General features: G+C 61.4%; 24 protein-coding genes. 15 read left to right on the top strand and 9 right to left on the bottom strand.

The window, feature by feature from the left end; translation table 11 throughout:
* Positions 1-27: 27 nt before the first annotated feature.
* Entirely contained in the window at positions 28-1,059 is a 1,032-nt protein-coding gene (locus AC1MEK_RS05535) for a Bug family tripartite tricarboxylate transporter substrate binding protein (protein ID WP_480395245.1), read from the bottom strand.
* Between the two features lie 343 nt (positions 1,060-1,402).
* On the opposite strand from AC1MEK_RS05535, the gene AC1MEK_RS05530 reads away from it, so the two are divergent.
* From AC1MEK_RS05530 to araD1, 8 genes are all read left to right on the top strand, one after another.
* Positions 1,403-1,747, top strand: a complete 345-nt coding sequence (locus AC1MEK_RS05530) for a helix-turn-helix domain-containing protein (RefSeq protein ID WP_480395244.1) — start codon at positions 1,403-1,405, stop codon at positions 1,745-1,747.
* The gene (locus AC1MEK_RS05525; protein ID WP_480395243.1) at positions 1,747-2,961 is read left to right on the top strand and encodes a type II toxin-antitoxin system HipA family toxin; all 1,215 of its coding nucleotides are present in this window, start codon (positions 1,747-1,749) and stop codon (positions 2,959-2,961) included. The genes AC1MEK_RS05530 and AC1MEK_RS05525 overlap by 1 nt, the downstream gene beginning before the upstream one ends.
* A gap of 281 nt (positions 2,962-3,242) precedes the next feature.
* Positions 3,243-4,514 (top strand): MFS transporter, encoded by a 1,272-nt coding sequence (locus AC1MEK_RS05520; protein ID WP_480395278.1) that lies wholly within the window; start codon positions 3,243-3,245, stop codon positions 4,512-4,514.
* Complete coding sequence (locus tag AC1MEK_RS05515; protein WP_480395242.1) at positions 4,507-5,466, top strand: amidohydrolase family protein; 960 nt, start codon at positions 4,507-4,509, stop codon at positions 5,464-5,466. Before AC1MEK_RS05520 ends, AC1MEK_RS05515 begins: the two co-directional genes overlap by 8 nt.
* Positions 5,463-6,467: a 4-hydroxythreonine-4-phosphate dehydrogenase PdxA gene (locus tag AC1MEK_RS05510; protein ID WP_480395241.1), complete on the top strand. Its 1,005-nt coding sequence runs from the start codon at positions 5,463-5,465 to the stop codon at positions 6,465-6,467. The genes AC1MEK_RS05515 and AC1MEK_RS05510 overlap by 4 nt, the downstream gene beginning before the upstream one ends.
* A 487-nt stretch (positions 6,468-6,954) precedes the next feature.
* Entirely contained in the window at positions 6,955-8,277 is a 1,323-nt protein-coding gene (locus AC1MEK_RS05505) for an MFS transporter (RefSeq protein WP_480395240.1), read from the top strand.
* Between the two features lie 37 nt (positions 8,278-8,314).
* Positions 8,315-9,490, top strand: a complete 1,176-nt coding sequence (locus tag AC1MEK_RS05500; protein WP_404639276.1) for an L-rhamnonate dehydratase — start codon at positions 8,315-8,317, stop codon at positions 9,488-9,490.
* Positions 9,491-9,731: 241 nt separating this feature from the next.
* Positions 9,732-10,727, top strand: a complete 996-nt coding sequence (gene araD1, locus AC1MEK_RS05495; protein ID WP_480395239.1) for an AraD1 family protein — start codon at positions 9,732-9,734, stop codon at positions 10,725-10,727.
* Here araD1 and AC1MEK_RS05490 read toward each other — a convergent pair.
* The 5 genes from AC1MEK_RS05490 to AC1MEK_RS05470 form a co-directional block, all read right to left on the bottom strand.
* Positions 10,714-11,976 (bottom strand): MFS transporter, encoded by a 1,263-nt coding sequence (locus AC1MEK_RS05490; RefSeq protein WP_480395238.1) that lies wholly within the window; start codon positions 11,974-11,976, stop codon positions 10,714-10,716. The two genes, araD1 and AC1MEK_RS05490, sit on opposite strands and share 14 nt — an antisense overlap.
* Before the next feature lie 274 nt (positions 11,977-12,250).
* A complete protein-coding gene (locus AC1MEK_RS05485; protein ID WP_480395237.1) occupies positions 12,251-12,691 on the bottom strand; it encodes a cupin domain-containing protein in 441 nt (146 codons plus the stop codon).
* Positions 12,692-12,797: 106 nt separating this feature from the next.
* Positions 12,798-13,703 carry a LysR family transcriptional regulator gene (locus tag AC1MEK_RS05480; protein ID WP_480395236.1) on the bottom strand — a complete coding sequence of 302 codons (906 nt, stop codon included), beginning with the start codon at positions 13,701-13,703 and terminating at the stop codon, positions 12,798-12,800.
* 30 nt (positions 13,704-13,733) lie between these two features.
* The gene (gene trmA, locus AC1MEK_RS05475) at positions 13,734-14,819 is read right to left on the bottom strand and encodes a tRNA (uridine(54)-C5)-methyltransferase TrmA (RefSeq protein ID WP_480395235.1); all 1,086 of its coding nucleotides are present in this window, start codon (positions 14,817-14,819) and stop codon (positions 13,734-13,736) included.
* Complete coding sequence (locus tag AC1MEK_RS05470) at positions 14,816-16,111, bottom strand: NCS2 family permease (protein ID WP_480395234.1); 1,296 nt, start codon at positions 16,109-16,111, stop codon at positions 14,816-14,818. The genes trmA and AC1MEK_RS05470 overlap by 4 nt, the downstream gene beginning before the upstream one ends.
* Positions 16,112-16,516: 405 nt before the next feature.
* On the opposite strand from AC1MEK_RS05470, the gene choX reads away from it, so the two are divergent.
* From choX to AC1MEK_RS05445, 5 genes are all read left to right on the top strand, one after another.
* Positions 16,517-17,458, top strand: a complete 942-nt coding sequence (choX, locus tag AC1MEK_RS05465) for a choline ABC transporter substrate-binding protein (protein WP_480395233.1) — start codon at positions 16,517-16,519, stop codon at positions 17,456-17,458.
* Between the two features lie 170 nt (positions 17,459-17,628).
* On the top strand, positions 17,629-18,558 hold the full coding sequence (locus AC1MEK_RS05460) for an alpha/beta hydrolase (RefSeq protein ID WP_480395232.1): 930 nt from the start codon (positions 17,629-17,631) through the stop codon (positions 18,556-18,558).
* Between the two features lie 293 nt (positions 18,559-18,851).
* Entirely contained in the window at positions 18,852-20,291 is a 1,440-nt protein-coding gene (locus AC1MEK_RS05455; protein ID WP_480395231.1) for a cytochrome ubiquinol oxidase subunit I, read from the top strand.
* Positions 20,292-20,294: 3 nt separating this feature from the next.
* Positions 20,295-21,302, top strand: coding sequence for a cytochrome d ubiquinol oxidase subunit II (gene cydB, locus AC1MEK_RS05450; RefSeq protein ID WP_480395230.1), 1,008 nt, complete (start codon positions 20,295-20,297; stop codon positions 21,300-21,302).
* A gap of 9 nt (positions 21,303-21,311) precedes the next feature.
* Entirely contained in the window at positions 21,312-21,482 is a 171-nt protein-coding gene (locus AC1MEK_RS05445; RefSeq protein WP_480395229.1) for a DUF2474 domain-containing protein, read from the top strand.
* A 131-nt stretch (positions 21,483-21,613) separates the two neighbouring features.
* Here AC1MEK_RS05445 and AC1MEK_RS05440 read toward each other — a convergent pair whose 3' ends face one another.
* Both AC1MEK_RS05440 and AC1MEK_RS05435 read right to left on the bottom strand, forming a co-directional pair.
* Positions 21,614-22,738, bottom strand: coding sequence for a methyltransferase (locus tag AC1MEK_RS05440; protein WP_480395228.1), 1,125 nt, complete (start codon positions 22,736-22,738; stop codon positions 21,614-21,616).
* A gap of 139 nt (positions 22,739-22,877) precedes the next feature.
* Positions 22,878-23,132, bottom strand: a complete 255-nt coding sequence (locus AC1MEK_RS05435) for a helix-turn-helix domain-containing protein (RefSeq protein ID WP_480395227.1) — start codon at positions 23,130-23,132, stop codon at positions 22,878-22,880.
* Positions 23,133-23,457: 325 nt separating this feature from the next.
* Here AC1MEK_RS05435 and AC1MEK_RS05430 point away from each other — a divergent pair, with 325 nt between their 5' ends.
* Positions 23,458-24,234 (top strand): ferredoxin--NADP reductase, encoded by a 777-nt coding sequence (locus AC1MEK_RS05430; protein WP_480395226.1) that lies wholly within the window; start codon positions 23,458-23,460, stop codon positions 24,232-24,234.
* A gap of 161 nt (positions 24,235-24,395) precedes the next feature.
* Here AC1MEK_RS05430 and mscL read toward each other — a convergent pair whose 3' ends face one another.
* Positions 24,396-24,845, bottom strand: coding sequence for a large-conductance mechanosensitive channel protein MscL (mscL, locus tag AC1MEK_RS05425; protein WP_480395225.1), 450 nt, complete (start codon positions 24,843-24,845; stop codon positions 24,396-24,398).
* Between the two features lie 267 nt (positions 24,846-25,112).
* Here mscL and AC1MEK_RS05420 point away from each other — a divergent pair, with 267 nt between their 5' ends.
* The gene (locus AC1MEK_RS05420; protein WP_480395224.1) at positions 25,113-26,672 is read left to right on the top strand and encodes a catalase; all 1,560 of its coding nucleotides are present in this window, start codon (positions 25,113-25,115) and stop codon (positions 26,670-26,672) included.
* Positions 26,673-26,754: the final 82 nt, after the last annotated feature.

Genomic DNA, 26,754 nt, shown 5'->3' with positions numbered 1-26,754 from the left:
TAAAAAGGCGTGTGGCAGCGGGGCAGGTCAGTTGCGCAGCCAGCCGGCGTCCTTGAATACCGGGGTGACGCGTGCGGTGTCTTTCTCGATGTAGGCCGTCAACTGGTCGCCTTCGAGGAAGGTCGGCACCAGCGCGTTCTGCTTCACATAGGCCTTGAACTCGGGCGTTTCCGAGACCTTGCGCATCAGCTCGGTATAGAACGCACGCTGTTCGGCGCTGACATTGCCCGGCATGAAGATGGTGCGCGGGAAGCGATATTGATCGATACCCAGGCCCGCCTCATGGCAGGTCGGCACGTCCGCCCAGGACTTGTCGCCCGCGACCTTGTCGGTGTAGCCCATGCGTTCCTGGCTGAACACGCACAGCGGCTGGACCTGATCGCCGCGCCACTGGCTGATGCTTTCGGCGGGGTTGTTGACGTTGGCGGCGATGTGTTTGCCGGCCAGTTGCGTGGCGGCCTCGCTGCCACTCTTGAACGGGATGTAGGTGAGTTTGGTCTGGTTGGTCTGGTTCAGCAGCAGGGTCAGGGTCTGGTCGACGTCCTTGGACTGGCTGCCGCCCATGCGCATCTTCGACGGATCGGCCTTGACCGCCTCGACGAAGCCTTTGGCGTCTTTCCAGGGCGCATCCTTGTAGGTCCAGAGGATGAAGTCGTCTTCGGCCACCGCCGCGACCGGGGTGAGTTCCTGCCATTCGTAGCCGAGCTTGGAGACCAACGGCAACAGGTAGATGTTGTTGGTGGCGATCACCAGCTTGTCGGCATCGCCTTTGGACACCTTCATGTCGAGGAAGGCTTCGGCGCCGTTGCCGCCGCCCTTGTTCAGCACCACCGTGTTCACCTCCAGCAGCTTGTGCGTGCTGATGATCGACTGAATCAGCCGCCCCAACTGGTCGGTGCCACCGCCAGGGCCTCCGGCCACGACGATCTCAACGTTCTTGTCAGGTTGCCATGCGGCCAGAGCGGGTGTGGAGAAAGCCGAAACAGAAAGCGCCGTGGCGCACATCAAGGTGCAGCCCTGCAGCAAACGGGACGCGCGTCGAAAGGATGCGGTTCGCATGATGATCCTCTTTCTTGTAGTTGTTATGAGCGGCCGACATCGGGATCGACCATGGGCCGAGTGTGTGGACGTTGCTATGTCGCGTCTACTCAAAACATCAGATACACCGATAGCCTGGGGTTATCGGTGGAGCGCTTCGATATCTGGCGCTGTGGAGGGCAGCAGGATGGTGTGTTTACGTGGTCCCATCCGATACTTGCGCTGAAGTTCGTGGATAATATTCACCTAGGTTTACTTTATGATTTATAAAGTTGTTTTTGGTTAACATTAACTCGGAACGTATGCCGTATAAGACGTGCTATGGTTAACCTTAACTCACTTAATATTCACGACACCGAGTCTTATGGACGCCTTTTTTCCTGTCATCTGTGCTGACAAGCTCAGCAAAATCGGGGTTCTGGTCAAAGCCAGGCGCCTTGCATCAGGCATGCGCCAGTCGGATCTCAAGGCCGCCATCGGCGTGTCGGAGCACACCCTGCGCAAGATCGAGAGCGGATCTGAACTCGTGGATCTTCGCTCATTCATGTTGGTGCTTTGGAAGCTGGGCATCACCGAAACGGTTTTCGCCTCTCTGGACGGCATCGAAAACACGTCAGAAATCACCCGCTTTATCGACCAGGGCGAATCGCATCACGCCATCGCCAACAAGCGTGTGAGATTGCCTAAATCCAGGCCCGAGGATTTCTGATGTCACGTGCCTACATTTACATGGAGCATCCCGAGACCGGCGAGCTGCTGACCCTCGGCAGGCTGGTTCTGAAAGGGACCACCGGCGAGTTCCTCTACGCGCCTGACCTGGTAAAGCGCGGGAGTTGGGTGCCAGACCCCATCAACTATCCACTACGCGCCGAGCCTTACACTGCCATCACCAAGAACCGTGGCATTCCCGGTTTCATCAACGACGCCATGCCCGACGGTTGGGGCGAGCGATTGCTGCATCGCGCGTATGGAAGAGATTTGGGGCCGATCGACTTCCTGCTCAGATCGCCGAACAGCGACCGGGTCGGTAACTTGATGGCCGGGACCACGGCGGCACCGGAACCGGGCCTGGGTGGGGGCGCGATTCCAACGTTGCGGGGGTTGGCAAAGTTCGTCGAGGCCTGTGAAGCCGTTTACGACGGGCAGCTTGCGGACGATGCGATGGTCACGCTCAAACTTCGCCAGCAGCGATCGGCACTCGGCGGTGCGCGCCCGAAACGGACCCTGCAGGATAACGGCATGCTGATTCTGGCCAAGCCACGAGACCGGTTCGACCAGTACGATTTTCCGTCGATCGAGTACGCGTGCATGACGTTCGCCGCATCGAAGGGGTTGCGCGTGGCGAAGACGGCTCTTCATGCCGAGTCTCCCTCCACCTTGCTGATCGAGCGTTTTGACCGCACGCCGATTGCCGAGGGCGCCAGACGTATCCCGATGCTCAGCGCGTTGACCTTACTCAATGCTGACTGGAATGAGCCGTATCATCGTGACTGGCTGTACGCGGGCATGGCCGATGAAATGCGCCGACGCGCAGTGCCTGAGGAGGACTTGCATGAGCTGTTCCGCCGCATGTGCTACAACGCGCTGGCGGGAAACCGCGATGATCACCCGCGTAACCACGCCGTCATCTTTATCCAGGGCCGCTGGCGCCTTTCACCCATGTATGACGTGCTGCCGATTCTGGAAGAAGGCCCAGCCAAGACTCTGGCCATGGCGGTTGGAAGTGAAGGTTTGCAGATCAGTCGCTCCAATTTGCTCAGCCATCACAGGCATTTTGCGCTTGAGCGTGGGCACGCCGAGCACCTGCTTGAAGAGGTCGCAAGCTGGGAGGAGGAACTGAAGGACTACTACGGCCAGTGGCTCCAAGGTGAAGACCTGAAAATGGTGCGTGAAGCCACCAGCTCGGAGCGAATGCTCAAATAGACAGTGCAGTACCGAGATTTGATCGACGAGACCTCTATACAAACCGGCATCACAAAATCCCGACCTGCCTATATCCTCCAGCTATCACCGTATTTCCAGTTTTGATTAGACGGTTATCGCTCTCGCCTCGATAGTGGCTGCCAAGACCGGCGCGCTCAGCGATGCGCGTCGACAATAAGAACAACAAATCGAGGTACGCACCCATGGCTCGCAGCAGCGCCGATGTGCCCTTGTCCGCAACGGGCGAATCCTTTGCTCCCCCTGTTTCCAGCGTCGCCAGCATGGCCCGGGCCAGTACCGTGCGCTGGCGCATCTTCGCCATCATCTTCGTGCTGACCATGGTCAACCTGATCGACCGTGTTTCGCTGTCCATCGCCATGCCGACCATCGCCAAGGAATTCACCCTCTCGCCAGCCATGCAGGGCCTGATCCTCAGCAGCTTTTTCTGGGCCTATGCGCTGTTGCAGATTCCGGGCGGCTGGATGATCGATCGTTTCGGGCCGCGGCGGGTGATCACCTGGTCCACGGGCTTGTGGGGCACGTTTCAGGTGCTGGCCGGGTTTGCCACGGGCGGTGCTTCGTTGCTGTTCGCGCGGATGTTCCTGGGCGCCGCCGAAGCGCCGTTGTTTCCTTCGGGCGGCAAGCTGATTTCCCTGTGGCTGGCGCCGAGCGAGCGCAGCCGTGGCGCGGTGATGATGGACAGCGGCAGCCCACTGGGTGTGGCGCTGGGCGGGTTGATCATCGCTTATCTGATCGTGTCGCTGGACTCCTGGCGCATGGCGTTCGTGATCGCCGGTGTCGCGACCCTGCTGCTGGGCTGGGTGTCGTGGCGCTATCTGCGGGACGATCCTTCGGTGCACCCGCAGGTCAACGAGGCCGAGCTTGAGAAGATCAACGCCGGCCGCGAAACGCCGGCCGCAGAAGCGGCGCGGGCCAAGGTCAAGGGCCTGGGCATCGCTGCCCGTTCGCTGGTCGGCTTGCTGGTGGGGCGTTCGACTTGGGCGATGGTGTATTTCGGCCTGCTGACCTGGGGCCCGAGCTATCTGGCCCAGGCCCGGGGCTTCGACATCAAGGGCATCGGCTTTGCCACGTTCGTCATCTTTATCTGCGGTTCGCTGGGGTCGCTGACTGGCGGCTTCCTGTGCGACGGCCTGATTCGCAAGGGTGTGCGTCGTGGCCTGGCGGTCAAGGGGTTGCTGACCTTCTCCGGCGTCATCGCACTGGGCGCGCTGTTGCTGCTGCCGACCATGAACGATCCGATCGCCGCCGTCGCGCTGCTGGCCATGACCGCGTTCTTCCTGATGTGGGGCAGCCTGTACTGGAGCTTCCCGGCATTGCTGGCGGCACCTGCGCGGGTGGGCCTGATTGGTGGCGTGATGAACCTGGCGGGCAGCATCGGCGGCATCTTCGTGCCGATTCTGGTGGGGGTGATCCTGCAGTTCTTCGGTGGTTTCGGTGCCGTGCTGGGGTTCTTCGCCATCTGCGCCGCGCTGTTCGTGCTTGCCACGTTGCTGATCAGCCTGGACGGCAAGCGTGAGGTGAATCATGGCTGAGGCCCTGTACGACGGCCCGATTGTCGATGCCCATCATCACTTCTGGGACCCACAGGCCAATTACCATCCTTGGCTCGCCGAGGGCGCGAACATCCCGTTTCGCTACGGCGATTACTCGGCAATCAAGCGTCGCTACCTGCCACCGGAGTACTTCGCCGATGCCGGCAGGCACAACGTGGTGCAGACCGTTTACGTCGAGACCGAATGGGACCCGCGCGATCCGATCGGCGAAACCCGCTTCATCGAGCAGATCGCCGCGCGCTATGGCGTACCCAATGCCGTAGTGGCCCAGGCCTGGCTGGATCATCCTGACGCAGTGGCGTTGCTGGCCGAGCAGGCGAGGTTTCCCAGCGTGCGCAGTGTGCGGCACAAGCCCGGTGGCCCTGAATCGCCCGCGCAGGTGGGCGAGCAGCGCACCTTGATGAGCGATGAAAACTGGCGACGCAGCTATGCGGCGTTGCGCGATCTTGGGCTGCGCTTCGACCTGCAGACGCCCTGGTGGAACCTGCCTGAGGCCGAACTGCTGGCGCGGGACTTTCCGCAGACCACGCTGATTCTCAACCATGCAGGCCTGCCCTCGGATCGTAGCGTCGAAGGCCTGAGCGCTTGGCATCGCGCCATGGGAAGGCTCGCCGAGCAGCCCAATGTGATGGTGAAGATCTCCGGCCTTGGCCTGCGCGGCAAACGCTGGAATGCCGAGGACAACGCCTGGATCGTGCGCGAGATCATCGCCATGTTCGGCAGTGAGCGCGCGATGTTCGCCAGCAACTTCCCGGTCGACAGCCTGTGCGGCTCGTTCGACGACATCTACAACGGTTTCAAACACATCGTTCGTGATCTGCCGTCGGCAGAGCAGGAGCGTCTTTTCTACAGCAATGCGCAGCGCATCTACCGTTGCACGCCGCCTGCCGCGGCGCGCCCGCGTCAGGAACAGTTGAGGAGTCAGGCATGAACAAAACCCGAATCGCGATGGTGCTCGGTGACCCCGCCGGCATCGGCCCGGAACTGATCGCGCGGTTGCTCAGTGACGAGAAAGTGCGCAGCCAGGCCCAGGTGCTGCTGATCGCCGACGAAAGCGAAATGCGCCGCGGCATGGACATCGCCGGGAGGGCGTTCCCGTATCGGCAGATCGATTCGCTGGACGCTCTGGATTTCAGCGATGACACGCCGCTGTTCTACAACTTCCGCGGCGATGCCGTGGGCGAGTTCCCACGCAGCGAAGCCAGTGCCATTGGCGGGCGCTACAGCCTGGACACGCTGAAAGTCGCCCTGGAACTGACCGCCGCGAAAACCACCAACGCCGTGCTATTCGGGCCGCTCAACAAGACTTCGCTGCACATGGCCGGCATGGCCCACAACGACGAGCTGCACTGGTTTGCCGAGCTGCTGGGGTTCGATGGGCCGTTCTGTGAATTCAACGTGCTGGATCAGTTGTGGACCTCGCGCGTGACTTCCCATGTGGCGCTGTCGCAGGTGCCCGGCATGCTGAGCCAGGAACGGGTGATCGAGGCGATCCGCCTGATCGACACCGCGCTCAAGCGCAACGGCCTGAAATCGCCGCGCATCGGTGTGTGCGGATTGAACCCGCACAACGGCGACAACGGCTCGTTCGGCCGCGAGGAGCTGGACATCATCGGCCCTGCGGTCAAGGCCGCGCAGGCTCAGGGCATCAACGCCGACGGGCCGTATCCCGGCGACACCATTTTCCTGAAAGTGCAGGGCGATGCCAGCGCGTTCGACGCGGTGGTGACGATGTACCACGACCAGGGCCAGATCGCGATCAAGCTGATGGGCTTCTCCCGTGGCGTGACGGTGCAGGGCGGCCTGCCGATCCCGATCACCACACCGGCCCACGGCACCGCGTTCGACATCGCAGGGCAGGGCAAGGCCAACGTCGGCGCGATCCGCCAGGCGTTCGAGATTGCCTGCCGTATGGGGCAGAGCAACGTCTGAGGTATTAACCCGCTCATTGAAACAAGCCACGTTTGCCGCAAGCCGCTTTCGAGCGCCTTGCGGCTTTTTTGTGCCTGCACGTTTTTGATTCTGCCCGAAGGGCGTAGGAGCGCAGCTTGCTGGCGATCTGGCGCGCAGCGGCAGTAAAACCATCCATTTTGGCCGTGTCAGGCACACCGCGTGTACAGGATTTACTGACGCTTCGCGCCAGATCGCCAGCAAGCTGGGCTCCTACGGGCTTCGCCCAGAATCAAAAGCAATCCTGATTCGTCTCCTATAACTCCACGCGCAAATCTGCATTCCAAGCGATCACCTGTAGCTATCACTGGATACGCATAAGTGATTAGCCGACCCCCATCCGCGCTGGCTACATTCTCCCCATCGAAACGCGCCCCAGAGCCCCGGCTCGAACGTTGACGTTGCGAATAACAACTACAAAAAAACAGCCAGCCCGCCACCGGTGGTCACTGGCACGAGGATCCCTCAGATGACAGCTCCTGTTTCTGCTCAGGCTCTCGATCGGGCCATTTCCAAAAGCCGGCTTCGCCTGCTGCCTTTCCTGATTCTCATGTACATCCTGGCCTTCATCGATCGCTCCAACGTGGGCTTCGCCAAGGCGGCGCTGGCGGCCGACACGGGCCTGGGCGATGCTGCGTTCGCCTTCGGTGCGAGCATCTTCTTCATCGGTTATGCCTTCTTCGAAGTACCAAGCAACTACATGCTGCACAAGCTCGGCGCCAAGGTCTGGCTGTGCCGGATCATGGTCACCTGGGGGCTGGTGTCGGCGGCGATGATGTTCGCCCACAACGCCCAGACCTTCTACGTGCTGCGCTTCTTGCTGGGCGTGGCCGAGGCCGGTTTCTTCCCCGGCATCATTCTCTACCTCACCTACTGGTTCCCGTCGAAAAGCCGCGGCCAGGCGCTGGGCCTGTTCTACTTCGGCCTGCCGCTGGCGCTGGTGCTGGGCAGCCCGCTGTCGGGCTGGTTGCTGGACTTCCACGGCGTGTTCGGCCTGACCAACTGGCAATGGCTGTTCGTGGTCGAAGGGCTGATGGCGTCGGCGGTGGGGATCGTGGCGTACTTCTACCTGGTCAATCGTCCGGCCCAGGCGGGGTTTCTCAGCGATGAAGAAAAGCACGCCCTGACCACCGCCCTTGAGCAGGAAGACTCGAAAAAACAGGCCAGCCCGCACGGTTTTCTGAGTGCCCTGCGCAACGGCCGCGTGCTCAAGTTCTGCGTGGCGTATTTCACCATTCAGATGAGTGTGTACGGGGTGGTGTTCTACCTGCCGACCCGCATCGCCGGGCTGCTCGACGGTCATGTTGGCCTGAACGTCGGTCTGATCACCGCCATCCCGTGGATCTGCGCGCTGGTCGTCACCCGCCTGATCACCCGGTACGCCGACCGTACCGGCCAGCACCAGCGCCTGGCGGTGTGCATGTTGACCATGGCGGCACTGGGCATCGCCGCCTCGGCTCTGGGCACGAGCATGGTGCCGGTGGTGCTGGCGTTCTGTTTCGCGGCGGCGGGCTTCGTCTCGGTACAGCCGCTGTTCTGGACCATCCCCACCAATTACCTCAGTGGCGCGGCAGCCGCAGGCGGCATCGCGCTGATCAACTCCATCGGCAACCTGGGCGGCTTTGTCGCGCCGAACCTGAAAACCGTGATGGAAGCCACTTATGGCGACCCGCGCGCCGGCATGTTCGCCCTGGCAGCCGTGGGCATTCTCGGCGCCATTCTGATCTCGCGCCTCAAACAGCAAGACACCCCGACTTCCTCCACCCCGCTGACCCCTGCACAGGTCGGCTGAACCCAAATCCCGCAGCAGTGATCAAGGAACCGTACTCATGAAAATCAAGGCAATCCGTACCCGCGTATTCGAATGGAAAGGCAAGGTCGTGCCACCTCAGGCGCACTTCTGCACCAACGCCAGCGACATCCTCTTCGAGCGCGGCGATGCCATGGGCTCTTTCCGTTTCCACGGCTGGCTGGTGGTGGAGGTCGAGACCGACAACGGCATCGTCGGCATCGGCAACTGCGCGCTGGCGCCGCGTGTGGCCAAGGAAATCATCGACACCTACCTGGCGCCGATCGCCATCGGTGAAGACCCGTTCGACAACGAATACATCTGGCAGAAAATGTACCGTCAGAGCCACGCTTGGGGCCGCAAGGGCATCGGCATGGCGGCGATCTCGGCCATCGACATCGCCATCTGGGACATCATGGGCAAGGCCGTGAACAAGCCAGTGTTCAAGCTGCTGGGCGGGCGCACCAAGGAGAAGATCTGGACCTACGCCTCCAAGCTCTACGCCAACGACAACCTGGACCTGTTCCTCGAAGAAGCCCAGGGCTATCTGAGCCAGGGCTTCACTGCGATGAAAATGCGCTTCGGCTACGGCCCGAAAGATGGCCCGGCAGGCATGCGTCGCAACATCGAGCAAGTGCGTGCGCTGCGTGAACTGGCAGGCCCGGACGTGGACATCATGCTCGAGTGCTACATGGGCTGGACCCTGGAGTACGCCCGCCGCATGCTGCCGAAACTGGCCGAGTTCGAGCCGCGCTGGCTGGAAGAGCCGGTGATCGCCGATGACCTGGAAGGCTACATCGAGCTGAAGAAGATGGGCATCATGCCGATCTCCGGCGGCGAGCACGAATTCACCTCCTACGGCTTCAAGGACATGCTCGAACGCCGCGCCGTCGACGTGATCCAGTACGACACCAACCGCGTGGGCGGCATCACCGCCGCGCGCAAGATCAACGCCATGGCCGAAGCCTGGTCGGTGCCGGTCATCCCCCACGCCGGGCAGATGCACAACTACCACCTGACCATGTCCACCACCGCCTCGCCGATGTCCGAGTTCTTCCCGGTGTTCGACGTCGAGGTCGGCAACGAGCTGTTCTACTACGTGTTCAAGGGCGAGCCTGCGCCGGTCAACGGCTACATCCAGCTGGACGACAACAAGCCGGGCCTGGGGCTGGAGATCTCGGAAGAGTACCTGAGCGAGTTCAACATCATCGAGTGATGACGACGCGCGCTGTACTCGATGCGGCGCGCGCACTGCTTTTGATTCTGGCCGGAGGCCGTAGGAGCGCAGCTTGCTCGCGATCTGGCGCGAAGCGGCAGTAAACCATGCGTACGCGGTGTGTCTGACACGGCCAAGTTGTCAGGTTTTGCTGCCGCTGCGCGTCAGATCGCAGGCAAGCCAGCTCCTACGCCCTTCGGGCAGAAACGAGATCGCATTCCACCTTTCCGGAGATTCAGTCATGCGTCTGATTCAATTCGAAACCCGCCCCGGACAACGCCATGTCGGCGTTGTCGACGGTGCGCAGGTCAACGTTGTACGCACCACCCGCAGCACCCGCGAGCTGGCACTGGCGGCGATTCGCAACAAGAGCAGCCTGCAGGACGAGGTGCGCAGGCGCGGCACCGAGCCTGGCCCGGAATACGCAGCCTTGCTGCAAAACGGCCAGGTCCTGCCGCCGCTGGACCACGAAGACCCGGCCCACTGCCTGATCAGCGGCACTGGCCTGACTCACCTGGGCAGCGCTTCGGCCCGGGACAAGATGCACCAGCACGATGGTCAGGTCGAAGCCGGCATGACCGACACCATGAAGATCTTCAAATGGGGCATCGAAGGCGGCAAACCGGCGCAGGGTCAGGTCGGCGCGCAGCCGGAGTGGTTCTACAAGGGCGATGGCAGCATCGTCGTGCGGCCGGGCGGCGACTTTCCGGTGCCTGCATTCGCCGAAGATGCGGGTGAAGAGCCTGAGCTGACCGGGCTGTACGTGATCGGCGACGATGGCCAACCGTATCGCCTCGGTTACGCGCTGGGCAACGAGTTTTCCGACCACGTCATGGAGCGCCGCAACTACCTGTACCTGGCCCATTCCAAGCTGCGTTATTGCGCCTATGGCCCGGAGCTGCGAGTGGGTGAGTTACCGCGACATCTGTCCGGTATGAGCCGCATCGTGCGCAACGGCGAGGTGATCTGGGAGAAGGAGTTCCTGAGTGGCGAGGACAACATGTGCCACAGCTTGGCCAACCTCGAATACCACCACTTCAAGTACGCGCAGTTCCTGCGCCCCGGCGATGTCCACATCCACTACTTCGGCACCGCGACCCTATCGTTCGCCGATGGCGTGAAAACCCTGCCCGGCGACCGTTTCCAGATCAGCCTCGATGAATTCGGGGCGCTGCTGGAAAACGGCATCGGCGAGGGGCCACGCCCGCTGGGGATCGGTCAGATCACTGCTCTTTAGGTGAGGCTTCGGCGAAGTGGTTGACCTGGCGCAGCGGCTTGAACGCGACCATCCAGGCACCCACCACGCCGAGGGTGCACAGCCCGCCGATCACCGCGGCGGGCACTGCGCCGAACAGCGCTGCACTGCTGCCGGCGCGGAATTCGCCCAGCTCGTTGGACGAGCCGATGAACAGCATGTTCACGGCGTTGACCCGGCCGCGCATCTCATCAGGCGTCGAGAACTGCACCAGGGTCGAGCGAATGTAGACGCTGACCATGTCCGCCGCACCGGCGATCATCAGCGCCAGCAACGACAGCCAGAACAGCGTCGACAGGGCGAACACCAGATTCGCCAGGCCAAACACCGCCACCGCAATAAACATTACTAGCCCCACATGGCGGTCGAACGGCCGCGCCGCCAGGTACAGGCCGGTGCTGACCTCCCCCAGGCTCATCGCACTGCGCAGCGCGCCCAGGCCTTGCGGGCCCAGATGCAGCACTTCGTGGGCGTAAATGGGTAGCAGCGCCACCACGCCGCCCAGCAGCACTGCGAACAGGTCCAGCGAGATGGTGCCAAGGATGATCGGCCGCGAGCGGATGAACGCGATACCGGCGGTGAAGCGTTTCCAGGCCGTGGACTCCAGCACCTGTTTTTTTCCAGCGAACAGCACCGGCACGCGGGTCAGCAACAGCACGCCGGCGATGAAGCTGCACATGCACACGGTATAGGTCAGGCCACCGCCGCCCAGCGCGTACAGCCCGCCGCCGGCCAGGGGGCCAGCGATGGTCGCGATGCGCATGATCATGCTGTTGGTGGCAATGGCCGAGGCCAGTTTTTCCCGCGGCACCACTTGCGGCAGCAGGCTTTGCAGTGCCGGGCCGGTGAAGGCGCGGGCGCAACCGAACAGGGCCAGGGTGGCGTAGATCAGGCGGGTGTCCTGGTGATGGGTCACCGAGAACAGCATCAGCAGCAGGCTGCAAAAGCCTTGAACCATCCAGCTGATGGTCAGGATCAGCTTGCGGTCGTAGCGATCGATCAGATCGCCTGCGGGCATCAGCAACAGCAGCATCGGGATGAACTGCGCCAGGCCCACATACGCCAGCGCGATGGGCTCGCGCGTCATGTCATAGACCTGCCACGCCACCACCACAGCCTGGATTTGCATGGCGAAAACGGCAGCAAGGCGAGCGGTCAGAAAGGCAAAGAAGCCGGGCAGTTTGAGCGCGCTTTCAGAAGAAGACGCGGAGGCAGGCGATTCGGAACTCAAGGCAGGACATCCATCGAAGCGAAAGACGGCCGACTGTTATACACCGGTAAGCAGGCATATGCCGCTTACTGTCAGAAATTTAATGATCGATGGCGATAAATGTGCAGCGTTTGCATGGTATTCGCGCGACATGGCTTGAGCCTGCCAGCGATCTTGAGCCCGTCCCGCGAGCAAGCTCGGCTGCTACGCAAGCGAGTGTTACCTCGGCCTCGTAGCAGCGCGGCTTGCCGGCGGGGCGATTTTGAAGTCGCGCTAGCAGGCAAGACGGTCAGGATTATTTCTTCACCGGCACCAGATCGAAATTGTTTTCCTGGTATTGGAACAACAGGCAATCCTCCCCCGCGTTGCAACCACTCTCGTGAACCTGCTTCGCTGGCAGGTTGTAGTAAGAGCCGGCTGGATATTCTGTGCGTTTGCCATCGATGACTGCGTAGAACGTACCGGCCATCACCACTGTCGGCAGCGCGTGACTGTGGGTATGCCGGCCATTGTCAGTACCCGCCTTGAACTTGACGAATGCGGAGTAGAAGCCTGCGCCATTGCTCAGGAGGTCGCCTTCGGTGTTGGCGTAGCTGACCTTGCCAGCGCTGCCGGGGACGTCCTGCCACTTCAAGTCCCGGATGGGGAGCGAGATCAATGGATTGGCAGCGAAGACAGCGCTTGCACCCAGGACAAGGGCCAACGCGCATGCTGTCAGTTTCAACGGGTTTTTCATGGTGCAGTTCGCTCTTATAGAAAGGAAGCGTCAGCCTATGGAAACCCGAACACCGCAGATACGGCATAAGGTGGTCAGAACTTGTGCATTACTTGCACAAGTTGAGTCAGTCCAGCCACCTCGGGCTGGCGTAGTACGCCTGAGCAAACTCGACCAGCGCTCTGACCTTCGGCGCCAGATAGCAGCTCTGCGGCCAAGTGGCGTACAGGGTGCGCGAAGGCTGTCGCCAGTCTTCCAGTACTCGGACCAGGCGTCCGTCGCGTAACGCATCCTGCACGATGAAATGGTCGAAACTGGCAATGCCCAACCCGGCAATGGCGGCAGTGCGCAAGGCCATGGGCGAGTTGGCACTCAGACGGGCAGGCATGTTCACAGCAAATTGTTGTCCACTCGGACCCGTGAGTTGCAGCAGCGTCGGTTGCGCCAGACGGTTGTAGCGCAGCAACGCATGAGTACCGAGCGTCTCGGGTGTGATGGGAGTGGCTTGCCGACGCAGATAGCCGGGCGCTGCAACCAGAATGACTTCGCTGGTCGCCAGTGGGCGAGCAATGAGGCTGGAATCCGGAAGGTGATCGGTAATGCGCAGGCACAGATCAACGTCTTCTTCGAGCAGATCAACGAAGCGATCGGTACAGCTGAGCTCAATGCGTAGCCTGGGGTGACGCTCGACGAAATCGGCCAGCCAGTGGCCCAGTTCCATTTCGCCAAAGGCCGAACCCACGCTCAAGCGAAGAATGCCGCTGGGCTGGCCCTGATGTTCTGAAAGCTCCAGCGCCATGGCGTCCATCTGTTCAAGCACCTGCGTGCAATGACGATAGAAAACCTGACCTGCTTCAGTCAGTTGCACGCGTCGAGTCGTGCGATGAAGCAACTGGCTGCCCAATTGCTGCTCCAGATTCTTCACCTGACGTGACAACACGGTATGTGATTGCCCGGTCAGTTGAGCGGCGGCGCTGAAGCCACCGCAATCAACGACCCGGCGAAACGCCTGCATGGCGGTGAGGGTGTCCATTCCCTTGCATTCTTCCCTTGAAAGGAGGTGTCAGCGACGCACCAGCAACACACCCGATTCCATATGGTGGGTGTACGGGAACTGGTCGAACAACGCGCAGCGCTCGACCCGGTGGGTGTCGTGCAACTGGGCGATGTTGGCGGCCAGGGTTTCCGGGTTGCAGGAGATGTACAGAATGCGCTCGAAACGGCGGGTCAGCTCGCAGGTGTCCGGGTCCATGCCCGCGCGAGGCGGGTCGACGAACACGCTGCCGAAGTCGTAGCTTTTCAGATCGACACCGGCCAGGCGACGGAACGGGCGCACGTCGTTGAGCGCTTCGGTCAGCTCTTCGGCCGACAGACGCACCAGCGTGACGTTGTCCACGGCGTTGTCCGCCAGGTTGCTCAGCGCCGCATTGACCGAGGTCTTGCTGATCTCGGTCGCCAGCACCTTGCGCACGCGAGTCGCCAGCGGCAGGGTGAAGTTGCCGTTGCCGCAATACAGCTCCAGCAGGTCATCCTCGCGCTCGCCCAGGGCTTCGAAGGCCCAGCTGAGCATCTTCTGGTTCACCGTGCCGTTGGGCTGGGTGAACGCGCCTTCGGGCTGGCGGTAGCTGTAGGTGCGACCGGCGACGTCCAGCTGCTCGGTCACGTAATCGCGGCCGATGACCAGACGCTGGCCCTTGGAGCGGCCGATCACGCTGACATTCAGGTCCGCCGCCAGTTGCTCGGCCTCCTGTTGCCAGGCCTCGTCCAGTGGGCGGTGATAGCACAGGGTGACCATGCCGTCGCCGGCCAGGGTGGTCAGGAAATCCACCTGGAACAGCTTGTGATTGAGCGCCTTGCTGGCTTCCCAACGATCGCGCAGCACCGGCATCAGCGCGTTGATCTGCTGGCTTGCGATGGGGAACTCGTTGATCAGGATCGGCGTGTGCTTGTCGCCCGGGGCGAACATCGCGTAATGGCGCTGGCCCTCGTCGCGCCACAGGCGAAACTCGGCGCGCAGGCGGTAATGCTCGCGCGGCGAATCGAAAACCTGTGGCTCGGGCGCGTCGAACGGCTTGAGCAATTCGCGCAGCCGCTCGGCTTTTTCATCGAGCTGACGGCTGTAGCTCGCGGGGTCGAAAACAGAACTCATGCGTTGAACCAGCCCAACTTGATCACGAACAGGATCGACAGAATCACCAGTGCCGGATTCAGCTCGCGGCCACGGCCACTGAGCAGTTTGATCGCTGTCCAGGAAATGAAGCCAAAGGCGATGCCGTTGGCGATGGAGTAGGTGAACGGCATCGCCAGCGCGGTGATGACCACCGGTGCTGCTTCAGTGATGTCGTCCCAGTTGATTTCCGCCAGGCCCGAGGTCATCAGCACCGCCACGAACAGCAGGGCAGGGGCGGTGGCATAGGCCGGAACGCTGCCCGCCAGCGGGGCGAAGAACAGCGCCAGCAGGAACAGCACGGCGACCACGATGGCGGTCAGGCCCGTGCGGCCACCGGCGCTGACGCCCGCGGCCGATTCGATGTAACTGGTGGTGGTCGAGGTGCCCAGCAGGGAACCGGCCATCGCAGCGGTACTGTCAGCCACCAGCGCACGGCCCATTTTCGGCATGTGGCCGTCCTTGCCCATCAGGCCTGCGCGCTTGGCGACGCCGATCAGGGTCCCCGAGTTATCAAATAGATCAACAAAGAGAAACGCGAAGATCACGCTCACCAGACCGATGTTCAAGGCGCCCGGGATGTCCAGTTGCAGGAAGGTCGGTGCCAGCGACGGCGGCATCGAGACCACGCCACCGAACGCCGAGAAGCCGAACAGGATCGAGACGATGGTCACCGCCAGAATGCCGATCAGCACTGCGCCGCGCACTTTCATCGCTTCCAGCGCCACGATCAGCACGAAGCCCAGGGTGGCGAGGATCGGTGCCGGTGCTTTCAGGTCGCCCAGGCCGACCATGGTCGCCGGGTTGCTGACCACGATACCGGCGTTGTGCAGGGCGATCAGCGCCAGGAACAGGCCGATACCGGCGGCGATGGCCGAGCGCAGCGGCAGCGGGATGCTGTTGATGATCCATTCGCGGATGCGAAAGATCGACAGCAGGAAAAACATCACCGCCGAGATGAACACCGCACCCAGCGCCACTTGCCAGGTGTGGCCCATGTGCAGCACGACGGTGTAGGTGAAGAACGCGTTCAGGCCCATGCCCGGCGCTAGCGCGATCGGGTAGTTGGCGATCAGGCCCATGACCGTGGAGCCAATGGCGGCGGCCAGGCACGTTGCGACGAATACGGCGCCCTTGTCCATGCCGGTCTCGCCGAGGATGCTCGGGTTGACGAACAGGATGTAGGCCATGGCGAGGAAAGTTGTCACACCCGCCAGGATTTCGGTGCGCACATTGGTGTTATGTGCCCTGAGTTGAAACAGCCGCTCCAGCATTTATGGCTTCCTTTGGCGCACGGCGCCGTGAGTTGAATCGACTAATAGAGAAAAGCACAAGCTGTCGAAACAGCTTGCACAAATTCTGCCAGTCGGAAAAAGCCGCGCATCATACCAGCAGGTTCGGGTGATGGGGGCGGGTGCCGGTCGGCGGCTGAAATTTGTCGGGAATACGGCCATCGCCTATCCCGTAGCAGCCGGGCTTGCCCGCGGGAGCGATCTTGAGGGCAGGGCCAATGTCGCCCCAGTGCAAGCACAGGTCGCGCTGGTGCGTTTCAAGGGAAGGGCGCCTGCGTAATTTGCTCCAACGCGGCAGCATTCGGATTGCCGTGGGTCTTGAAGCCTTTAGAAAGAAACTGCCGAAAAGAGCTGATTAAAAATAACGAGCCGACCCGAGGAGCACGCATGAAGAAGTTTATTCGTCAGATCAGTTGCGGTGTGTTGATGCTGAGCAGCACGGCCCTGATGGCCGCCGAGCCCGCCAAATGCCAGAGCGTGCGCATGGGTGTGGTCAACTGGACCGACGTGATTGCCACCAGCGCCATCGCCGAAGTGCTGCTGCAGAACATGGGTTACGACGTCAAACAGACCAGCGCCGCCCAGCAGATCGTTTTCGGTGGCCTGCGCGACGATCGTCTGGACGTGTTCCTGGGTTACTGGAAACCGGCGATGGACAAGAACATCGCACCGTTCGTGGCCGCCAATCAGGTCAAGGTCTTCGACACCCCGAGCATGAATGACGCCCAGGCGACCCTGGCCGTACCGCAATACGTGGCCGACGGCGGCCTGAAAACCTTCGCCGACATCGCCAAGTTCAAGGACAAGCTGGGCGGCAAGATCTACGGCATCGAGCCCGGCACCGGCGCCAATGCCAACATCAAGGGCATGATCGAGAAGAACCAGTTCGGCCTCGGTGGCTTCCAGCTGGTGGAGTCGGGTGAGGCGGGCATGCTGGCCGCCGTGCAGCGCGCGACCAAGCGCAACGAGTGGGTGGTGTTCGTGGGCTGGACCCCGCACCCGATGAACATCAACATGAAAATCGCCTACCTGACCGGCAGCGAAGACGTGTTCGGCCCGGGTGAAGGCGCCGCCACCGTGTCGGTGGTGACCGCGCCGGACTACGCGACCCGTTGCCCGAACGTCAACAAACTAATGAGCAACCTCAAGTTCACGGCCGCTCAGGAAAGCCAGATGATGGTGCCGATCATGGACCGCAAGGCGCCCAACGACGTGGCCAAGGCGTGGATCAAGGATCATCCTGAAGACGTCAAGCGCTGGCTCGACGGCGTGACCACCTTCGACGGCAAGGACGCGACGGCGGCCGTGCAGGTGGCGGTCAACAAATAACCGAATGACCGGTGTGCCGGACTGACACACCCTCCCTGTAGGAGTGAGCTTGCTGTGGGAGTGAGCTTGCTCACGAAAGCGGTGTGGCAGGTCCCGCCGGGATGCCTGACCCGACGCATTCGCGAGCAAGCTCACTCCCACAGGTCTGTCACCGTACCCGAGAGCCGCAAATGCCCTATCCCCTCTCGCCGGAAATGGCGAACTTCGTCGAAAAGACCCTGAGTTTCAGCGTCGACTCACTGGACATCGGCGATCAGCGCCGTGCCTATTCGCGCATGTGCGAGGCCTTCACCCCGACCCGTCCCGCCGATCTCTCGGTCAAGGATTTCACCCTCGGCGGCGTTGCCGTGCGCAGTTACCGGCCTCATCAACTTTCTCTCGAACATCCATCACCCTGCGTGCTGTACCTGCACGGCGGCGGCTGGGTGGTGGGGGATCTGGATTCCCATGATTTTCTCACCGCAGCGTTGGCCACGGATCTGAATGCCGTGGTCATTGCCGTGGACTATCGATTGGCCCCCGAGCACCCGTTCCCGGCGGGTTTCGGCGATTGCCTGGTGGTCTGGCACGCGTTGCAGGTTCAGGCGCAACGCTTGGACATCGACCCGCGGCGGATCGCCATTGCCGGGGACAGCGCCGGTGGCAACCTGGCCGCCGCGGTGTGCCTGGCCCTGCGCGATGCCGGTGAGCCGCAACCGGCGGGGCAGGCGCTGATCTATCCCGGGCTCGGCGGCGCTGACGATCTGCCTTCGCGCAGCGAATGTTTCGATGCGCCGCTGCTCAGTACGGTCGATCTTGGCTTCTACCGCAAACTGTACCTGGCCCGAGACGAGGCTTCGCACTACGCGATGCCGCTCAATGCCAAGGATTTCCGGCGCTTGGCGCCAGCCTTCATCGCCGTCGCCCAGTTCGACCCGCTGCGTGACGACGGTGTGTGCTACGAACGCGCCCTGCGCGAAGCCGATGTGCCCACCGAATTCGACCCCGGCGTGGGGCTGGTCCACGGCAGCCTGCGCGGCAAGGGCCGGGTGCCGGAGGTCGATGCGCTGTATCGACGGCTTGTGGCGGCGTTGCTCGGGTTTCTGCGTCGCTCCCTCTGACTGCTACGGTTTTCTTTCATCTGATATGCATCGAAAGGTGAGACAACTCGCCACGCGGCAAAAGACCACGCAGGTCATGTGCCGAAATGGGACTACTCTTTCAACGTCGGTTGACCTGGATCAACAGCGCGATGCGCCTTGATTGACCGGTCGGCTTGACGCAGCTCCCGCGTACTGAACCTGAGCGCGAAATCAAAAAGAACAATTGCACACCGTCGTACTCAATAGTTCGTGGGGGCAGTCGCAAAGGGCCCCGGGTCTGATGCCGGTACCACCTGATTAGAGGAAGACCTATGTTCGGCTTAGAGGCGCTCGATCTCGCCCGAATCCAGTTTGCGTTCACCGTATCGTTCCACATTCTGTTCCCCGCCATCACCATTGGGCTCGCGAGCTTCCTTGCCGTGCTCGAGGGACTGTGGCTCAAGACCCACGACAACACCTATCGCGACCTCTACCACTTCTGGTCGAAGATCTTCGCCGTTAACTTCGGCATGGGTGTGGTTTCGGGGCTGGTCATGGCCTACGAGTTCGGCACCAACTGGAGCCGGTTCTCCGATTTTGCCGGTGCGATCACCGGTCCCCTGCTGACCTACGAAGTGCTCACCGCCTTCTTCCTCGAAGCGGGCTTTCTGGGCGTGATGCTGTTCGGCTGGAACCGCGTGGGCCGCGGCCTGCACTTCTTTTCCACGGTCATGGTGGCCGTGGGCACGCTGATTTCGACCTTCTGGATTCTCGCGTCCAACAGCTGGATGCAGACGCCCCAGGGCTTTGAAATCGTCGACGGCCGGGTGATCCCGGTGGACTGGCTGGCGGTGATTTTCAACCCCTCGTTCCCCTATCGCCTGGCGCACATGGCCATCGCCGCGTTCGTCGCCACGGCCTTCTTCGTCGGCGCCTCGGCGGCCTGGCACCTGCTGCGCGGCCGCGACAACCCGGCCATTCGCCGGATGCTGTCGATGGCCATGTGGATGGCGCTGATCGTCGCGCCGATCCAGGCCATGGTCGGCGATGCCCACGGTTTGAACACCCTGGAGCACCAACCGGCGAAGATCGCCGCCATCGAGGGCCACTGGGAAAACGTCGGTGACGAGCCGACCCCGCTGATCCTGTTCGGCTGGCCGGACATGAAAGAAGAAAAGACCAAGTACGCGCTGGAAGTGCCGTATCTGGGCAGCCTGATCCTGACCCACAGCCTGGACAAACAGATCCCGGCGCTCAAGTCGTTCCCGCCTGAAGACCGCCCGAATTCCACCATCGTGTTCTGGTCGTTCCGCATCATGGCGGGGCTGGGCATGCTGATGATTTTCGTCGGCCTGTGGAGCGCCTGGCTGCGCTGGCGCGGCGGGCTCTATCAGAACCGCGCATTCCTCACCCTGGTGATGTGCATGGGGCCGTCGGGGCTGATCGCCTTGCTCGCCGGCTGGTTCACCACCGAAATCGGCCGCCAGCCGTGGGTCGTCTATGGCCTGTTGCGCACTGCCGACGCTTCCTCCAACCACAGCGTCTCGCAGATGACCCTGACCCTGGTGCTGTTCGTTGTCGTTTATTTCTCGCTGTTCGGCGCAGGCTTCGGCTACATGATGCGCCTGGTGCGCAAGGGGCCGAAAACCCACGAAGGCGACGACACGCCGCACGGCGGTCCGGGCCAGAAACGCACACCTGCACGGCCTCTTTCCGCTGCCGACGAAGGCAGCGAAGAAGCCCACACCGCCAGCCAGACCGAGGGGAACTGAGCCATGGGTATCGATCTTCCGCTGATCTGGGCCGTGATCATCATCTTTGGGCTCATGATGTACGTCGTCATGGACGGTTTTGACCTGGGGATCGGCATTCTCTTTCCCTTCATCAAGGGCAAGACCGACCGTGACGTGATGATGAACACCGTCGCCCCCGTGTGGGACGGCAACGAAACCTGGCTGGTACTGGGCGGCGCGGCGTTGTTCGGCGCCTTTCCGCTGGCCTATTCGGTGATCCTCGAAGCGCTGTACCTGCCGCTGATCTTCATGCTGATCGGCCTGATTTTCCGCGGCGTGGCGTTCGAGTTCCGCTTCAAGGCCACCGACGCCAAACGGCATCTGTGGGACAAGGCGTTCATCGGCGGCTCGCTGGTGGCGACCTTCTTCCAGGGCGTGGCGCTGGGGGCGTTCATCGATGGCATCCCGGTGGTCAACCGGGCGTACGCCGGTGGCGGGCTGGACTGGCTGACGCCGTTCTCGCTGTTCTGCGGCGTGGCGCTGATCGCGGCCTACGCGCTGCTGGGCTGCACCTGGCTGATCATGAAAACCGAAGGCGACCTGCAAAAGGCCATGCATGACCTGGCCCGGCCGCTGGCCTTGGCCACCCTTGCGGTCATGGCGGCGGTCAGCCTGTGGACACCGCTGGCCCACGCGGACATCGCCGATCGCTGGTTCAGCATCCCCAACCTGTTCTGGTTCATGCCGGTGCCGGGGCTGGTGCTGGTGACGCTGTACTTCTTCTTCAAGGCGATCGAGCGCAACGCCAACTACACGCCGTTCCTGCTGACCCTGGTGCTGGTGTTCCTGGGCTACAGCGGGCTGGGCATCAGCCTGTGGCCGAACATCATCCCGCCGTCGATCTCGATCTGGGACGCCGCTTCGCCACCGCAGAGCCAGGGCTTCATTCTGGTGGGGACGCTGTTCATCATCCCGTTCATCCTGGGTTACACCTTCTGGAGCTACTACGTGTTCCGCGGGAAAGTCACCCACGAGCACGGCTACCACTAAGAGGGCGCGATGATGGCCGGAAAAGACCTGTACCGCGAAGAAGACTCAGCCGCGAAGAAGCCGTTGTGGCAACGCCTCGGCTGGCTGCTGATCATCTGGGCGGGGAGTGTGTTCGCGCTGTTCATCGTTGCTAGCCTGCTGAGGATGTTCATGACGGCGGCGGGGATGAAGACGCATTGATGGTGTTTCTGACACCGCTTGTCTCCTGTAGGAGCGAATTTATTCGCGAATAGGTAGAACATCCGACGCATGTGTGTCGGATGAACCAACGCTTCGCCAATAAATTCGCTCCTACAGTGGCGATCAGCGTTTTACTTACGGGCCTTGAGAATGACGAACTTCGGCGTTGCTGCCACTTGCTCGACCCCGCGAAACAGCCGCGCCAGTTTGGCGTGATAACCCAGGTGCCGGTTGCCGACGATGTACAGCGACCCGCCCGTCACCAGCGCCGCGCGCGCCTGCTGGAACATGCGCCACGCGAGAAAATCACCCACCACCTGCTGTTGGTGGAAGGGCGGATTGCACAGCACCACGTCCAGCGAATCCTCTTCCTGCCCGGCCAGGCCGTCGCCTGCGCGAATCACCGCTTCGCGATCGCCCAGCGCCAGGCACCAGTTTTCCTGGGCCGATTGCACCGCCATGAAGGACTCGTCCACCAGGGTGTACTGCGCGTCAGGGTTGGCCAGGGCGCTGGCAATCGCCAGTACGCCATTGCCGCAGCCCAGATCGGCGACGCGAGCGTTGCCCAGGTTCTTCGGCAGGTGGGGCAGAAAGGCGCGGGTGCCGATGTCCAGGCCGTCGCGGCAGAACACATTGGCGTGGTTGACCAGCTCGATCTTCGGCTCGTCCAGGGTGTAGCGGGTCGGGAAGGGCGAGGGCTGGAACGCCTTGGGTTCAGGCGTGCAGAACAGCAAGCGGGCCTTCTTGACCGCCAACGAGGCCTGAACCGGGCCGATGTAATCCTCCATCAGCTCACCTGCCGAGCGCGGCAGGTGTTTGATCATCCCCGCTGCAACCACGCGGGCGTTCGGCGCCAACTGGTCTTGCAGGCGAATCAGTTGTTCTTCCAGCAGCGCCAAGGTTTTCGGCACGCGGATCAGCACCCAGTCGAACGGCCCCACCAAGGGCTCGCTGGCGGGAATCACCGGCACCGCATCGAAGGCCTGGCCGTTGCGGGTCAGGTTCTTTTGCAGCGCCTGCACGCCCAGGAACGAATCGGTGCTGCTGAACACAGTGGCGTGCGGAGCGAGGCTTGCGGCCAGCGCGCCAAAGTTGTCGTTGAGGATCAGTACCCGCGTCTGCAGCGTCAGGCCGTGTTCGGCCACGTGATTGAGCAGGTATTCGTCGGCGGCGTCGAACGCCTGCAGCGGTTCATCCGACTGCTCGGGCTGGCGAATCAGGTCGAGCTGGGCGAAAGGCGTGGTAAGCAGGGGCATGTGCAGGAACGTTCCATTTGTTGACGACGTGATCAGCACTGCGCGGCTATACATGAAGCTGCGCTGGCAGTCTCGCTAAATCGGCGATTTTACGTCGTTTCAGCTCCATGCATCTGGGGTTTTTTCATCCGTTGTCGCTCTAATCAATCGGCTCGACGCAGAACATTCCATGTAGCGCCGCATGTACCACGGCGGAGATCTTGTTGTTGACGCCGATTTTGCGAACTGCGCTGGCGACATGGAAGTTAACCGTGCGACTCGTGAGATCCAGAATCAATCCAACTTCCACAGCGGTCTTGCCTTCGGCCGACCATTTCAGCACCTCCACCTCTCGCAGGGTCAGGCCTTTGTACGAGAGCGATTGAGCAGAGTTGTCCAGATTCAGCTGTTCCATTGCCTGCCTCCATGCTTGCTGTATCAAATGCCGTTTTGATTGAAGTCTAGGAAAAAACGCCTGTGGCGGAGGGCGGTCTGCAAGCCCCACGGATGAGCGGATCGACTGATCAGTTGCCTGGCGATGCGTAAATATTTCGCAGGATCAAGGGTTTAAAACGCTGCGAGGGCGGATGACGAGCGGCTTCGCGATAAGCGCTATCGCGAAATGCTCTAAGGCTCGGCGCAGCCTCTGACCGGATACCACTACAAACCTGCGGTGTTTATAACCGCCGGTTTGCGGGACACTGGGCGCATCAATCGGATTGCAGGAGCCTTGCGCGCCCATGACTGCCAGTGCAGAAAAATTCACCCGGCAAACATTGCTGGAGGTCACCCCGCTGACGCCCAGCCTGTTCACCTTGCGCACCACCCGCGATGCGGGCTTTCGCTTCACGGCGGGCCAGTTCGCGCGGCTGGGTGTGACCAAGGCCGACGGCAGCACGGTGTGGCGGGCGTACTCGGTGGTGTCTTCGCCGTTCGATGAATACCTGGATTTCTTCTCGATCGTGGTGCCGGGCGGTGAGTTCACCAGCGAGCTGAGCCGCCTGCGCGCGGGCGATACGCTGATGGTGGAAAAGCAGGCCACCGGCTACCTGACCCTGGATCGCTTTACCGATGGTCGCGATCTGTGGATGTTGTCCACAGGCACGGGCGTGGCGCCGTTTCTGTCGATCCTGCAGAACTTCGAGGTGTGGGAAAAGTTCGAGCGCATCATTCTGGTGTACAGCGTGCGCGAGGCGGCGGAGCTGGCGTATCAGGAGCTGATCGCCGAGCTGACCGAGCGCGATTACCTGGCCGAATACGCGCACAAGTTCCAGTTCATCGCCACGGTGACCCGCGAGGAACACCCGGGCGCCTTGCACGGGCGGATCACCGCGCTGATCGAGAACGGCGAACTGGAGCGTGTGGCGGGGGTAGAACTGACGCCTGAGCACTCACGGGTGATGATCTGCGGCAATCCGCAAATGATCGAAGACACCCGCGCCCTGCTCAAGACCCGCGACATGCGCCTGGCCCTGACCCGCAAGCCGGGGCAGATCGCTGTCGAAAATTATTGGTAATGGTTTCCCCAAACCTGTAGGAGCGAATTTATTCGCGAAGACCGAACAGGCAACACATTTCTGTCGTCTGAACGATCATTCGCGAATGAATTCGCTCCTACATTGGGATCGGCGTATGCGTGATTCTTTGGGTGAAAGCCTGAGCCTGTTGGCCCTTTGCTTCAAACCAACCTATCAGGATTCACCTGAATCGGCGCCGCCGGTTTGCCGTTCTGCTCTTTGAGCAGATCACGAATCTCGGTCAGCAGGGTTTCCTGCGGGGTGGGTACTGGTGGCACCGTCGGCGCCTTGGCTTCTTCGCGTTTGAGGCGGTTGATCGCTTTCACACCCATGAAGATGGCAAACGCCACGATCAGAAAGTCGATAACCGTCTGGATGAATTTGCCGTAGGCCAGCACCACCGCAGGCGCCGCGCCATCCGCTGCGCGCAGGGTAATTGCCAGATCACTGAAGTCCACGCCGCCAATCAGCAGCCCCAGGGGCGGCATGATTACATCGCCGACGAACGACGAAACGATCTTGCCGAATGCCGCGCCAATGATGATCCCGACGGCCATGTCGACCACGTTTCCTTTGACGGCAAAGGCTTTGAACTCGCTTAGTACGCTCATGGTGTATTCCTTTGTTACAGATGAGGGTGGTGGATGCAGTGTATGTCAGCTACACGCATCTCGCGTAATCCCTGCAATCGACCTGATCAGGGCGCGTTAGTTTTGCCGGAAATTGCCGTGAGATGGGAAACGCACGTAAGTTTCTGATTTTATTTGTGTTATCGATATCTGTTTCGGAAAGTTCCTGAACGTCAATGACCGCCAAAGTTTGTTTTAGGCTGGGCCTGCACATTCGAGTGCCCCTAATAAACAAATGGAATTGACGATATGCGAACCACGCTAGTCTCAACTTTAGTCTCCAAAAGCGGGTGCCTGACTCTTCTGGCCACTAGCCTGCTTTCGGTATCTGCCTCTGCTCAGATGCAGACCCAGTCCCAGGCACTGACCCGCGATAACGGCGCGGCGGTCGGTGACAATCAGAACTCCCAGACCGCAGGCCCCGATGGTCCTGTCTTGCTGCAGGATGTCCAGCTGATCCAGAAGCTTCAACGCTTTGACCGGGAACGGATTCCCGAGCGCGTTGTACACGCGCGTGGCACCGGCGCCCATGGCCAGTTCACGGTCACTGACAGCCTGAGTGACCTGAGCAAGGCGCAGGTGTTTCGCTCAGGAGAAGTCACGCCTGTGTTCGTGCGATTCTCCTCGGTCATACACGGCACTCACTCGCCCGAAACACTGCGAGACCCACGAGGTTTCGCAACGCGTTTCTACACCAGCGACGGCAACTGGGATCTGGTCGGCAATAACATCCCGACCTTTTTCATCCGTGATGCGATCAAGTTTCCCGACATGGTGCACGCCTTGAAGCCCGACCCCAGGAACAACCTGGATAACGACGCACGACGCTTCGATTTCCTGTCTCATGTTCCTGAGGCGACCCGTACCCTGACCGAGCTTTACTCCAATAACGGCACGCCTGCCAGCTACAGAGAGATGGACGGCAACAGCGTGCATGCCTACAAACTGGTCAACGCCAAGGGCCAGGTGCATTACGTGAAGTTTCAGTGGAAAAGCCTGCAGGGCATCAAGAACCTGAGGCCTGCGCAGGTCGCTCAGGTGCAGGGACGTGATTTCAGCCACATGACGCGGGATCTTGTCAGCCAGATCCGGCAGGGTAATTTCCCCAAGTGGGACCTCTACGTTCAAGTGCTCAAGCCTGAGGATCTGCCCCGGTTCGACTTCGACCCGCTGGATCCCACTAAAATCTGGCCCGGCGTTCCCTCGCGCAAGGTGGGGCAGATGGTCTTGAACCGGAATACGGATAACGTGTTCCAGGAAACCGAACAGGTTGCGCTGGCACCCTCCAATCTGGTGACCGGCATCGAGCCCTCCGAAGACCGGTTGCTGCAAGGGCGCATATTTTCTTACGCGGACACCCAGCTTCATCGGGTGGGCACCAACGCCAATCAGCTTCCCATCAACGCCCCACGGGCTCGGGTCAATAACGGCAATCAGGATGGCGCCTTGAATAGCGGCCGCACGCTTTCGAGCATCAATTATCAGCCAAGTCGCCTGCTGCCCCGTGACGAAAATCCACAGGCCCGGTATAGCCAGTTGCCCCTGCAAGGCACAACCCAACAGGCCAGGATCCAGCGCGAACAGAATTTCAGGCAGGCCGGTGATCTTTACCGATCGTTCAGCAAGACCGAGCGCATGGATCTGATCCAGAGCTTCGGGGCTTCGCTCGCATCGGCCGACGAGGTGAGCAAGCACATCATCCTTTCATTCCTCTACAAGGCCGACGCTGAGTACGGTGCAGGTGTTGCCAAAGTGGTCAGGGGTGACTTGGTGCAGGTGAAGCGTCTGGCAGCACGTCTTTCGGATTGAGAGGGGGCGCAACGCCGTGCCGGGCTGAACAGGTCGTTACCGGTGTTGCGCGCAGCCCTGTCCATTGCGTTCGAAGGCTCGC

The organism is Pseudomonas sp. 2, from assembly GCF_056627435.1.
This window is presented reverse-complemented; position numbering and strand designations above follow the sequence as displayed.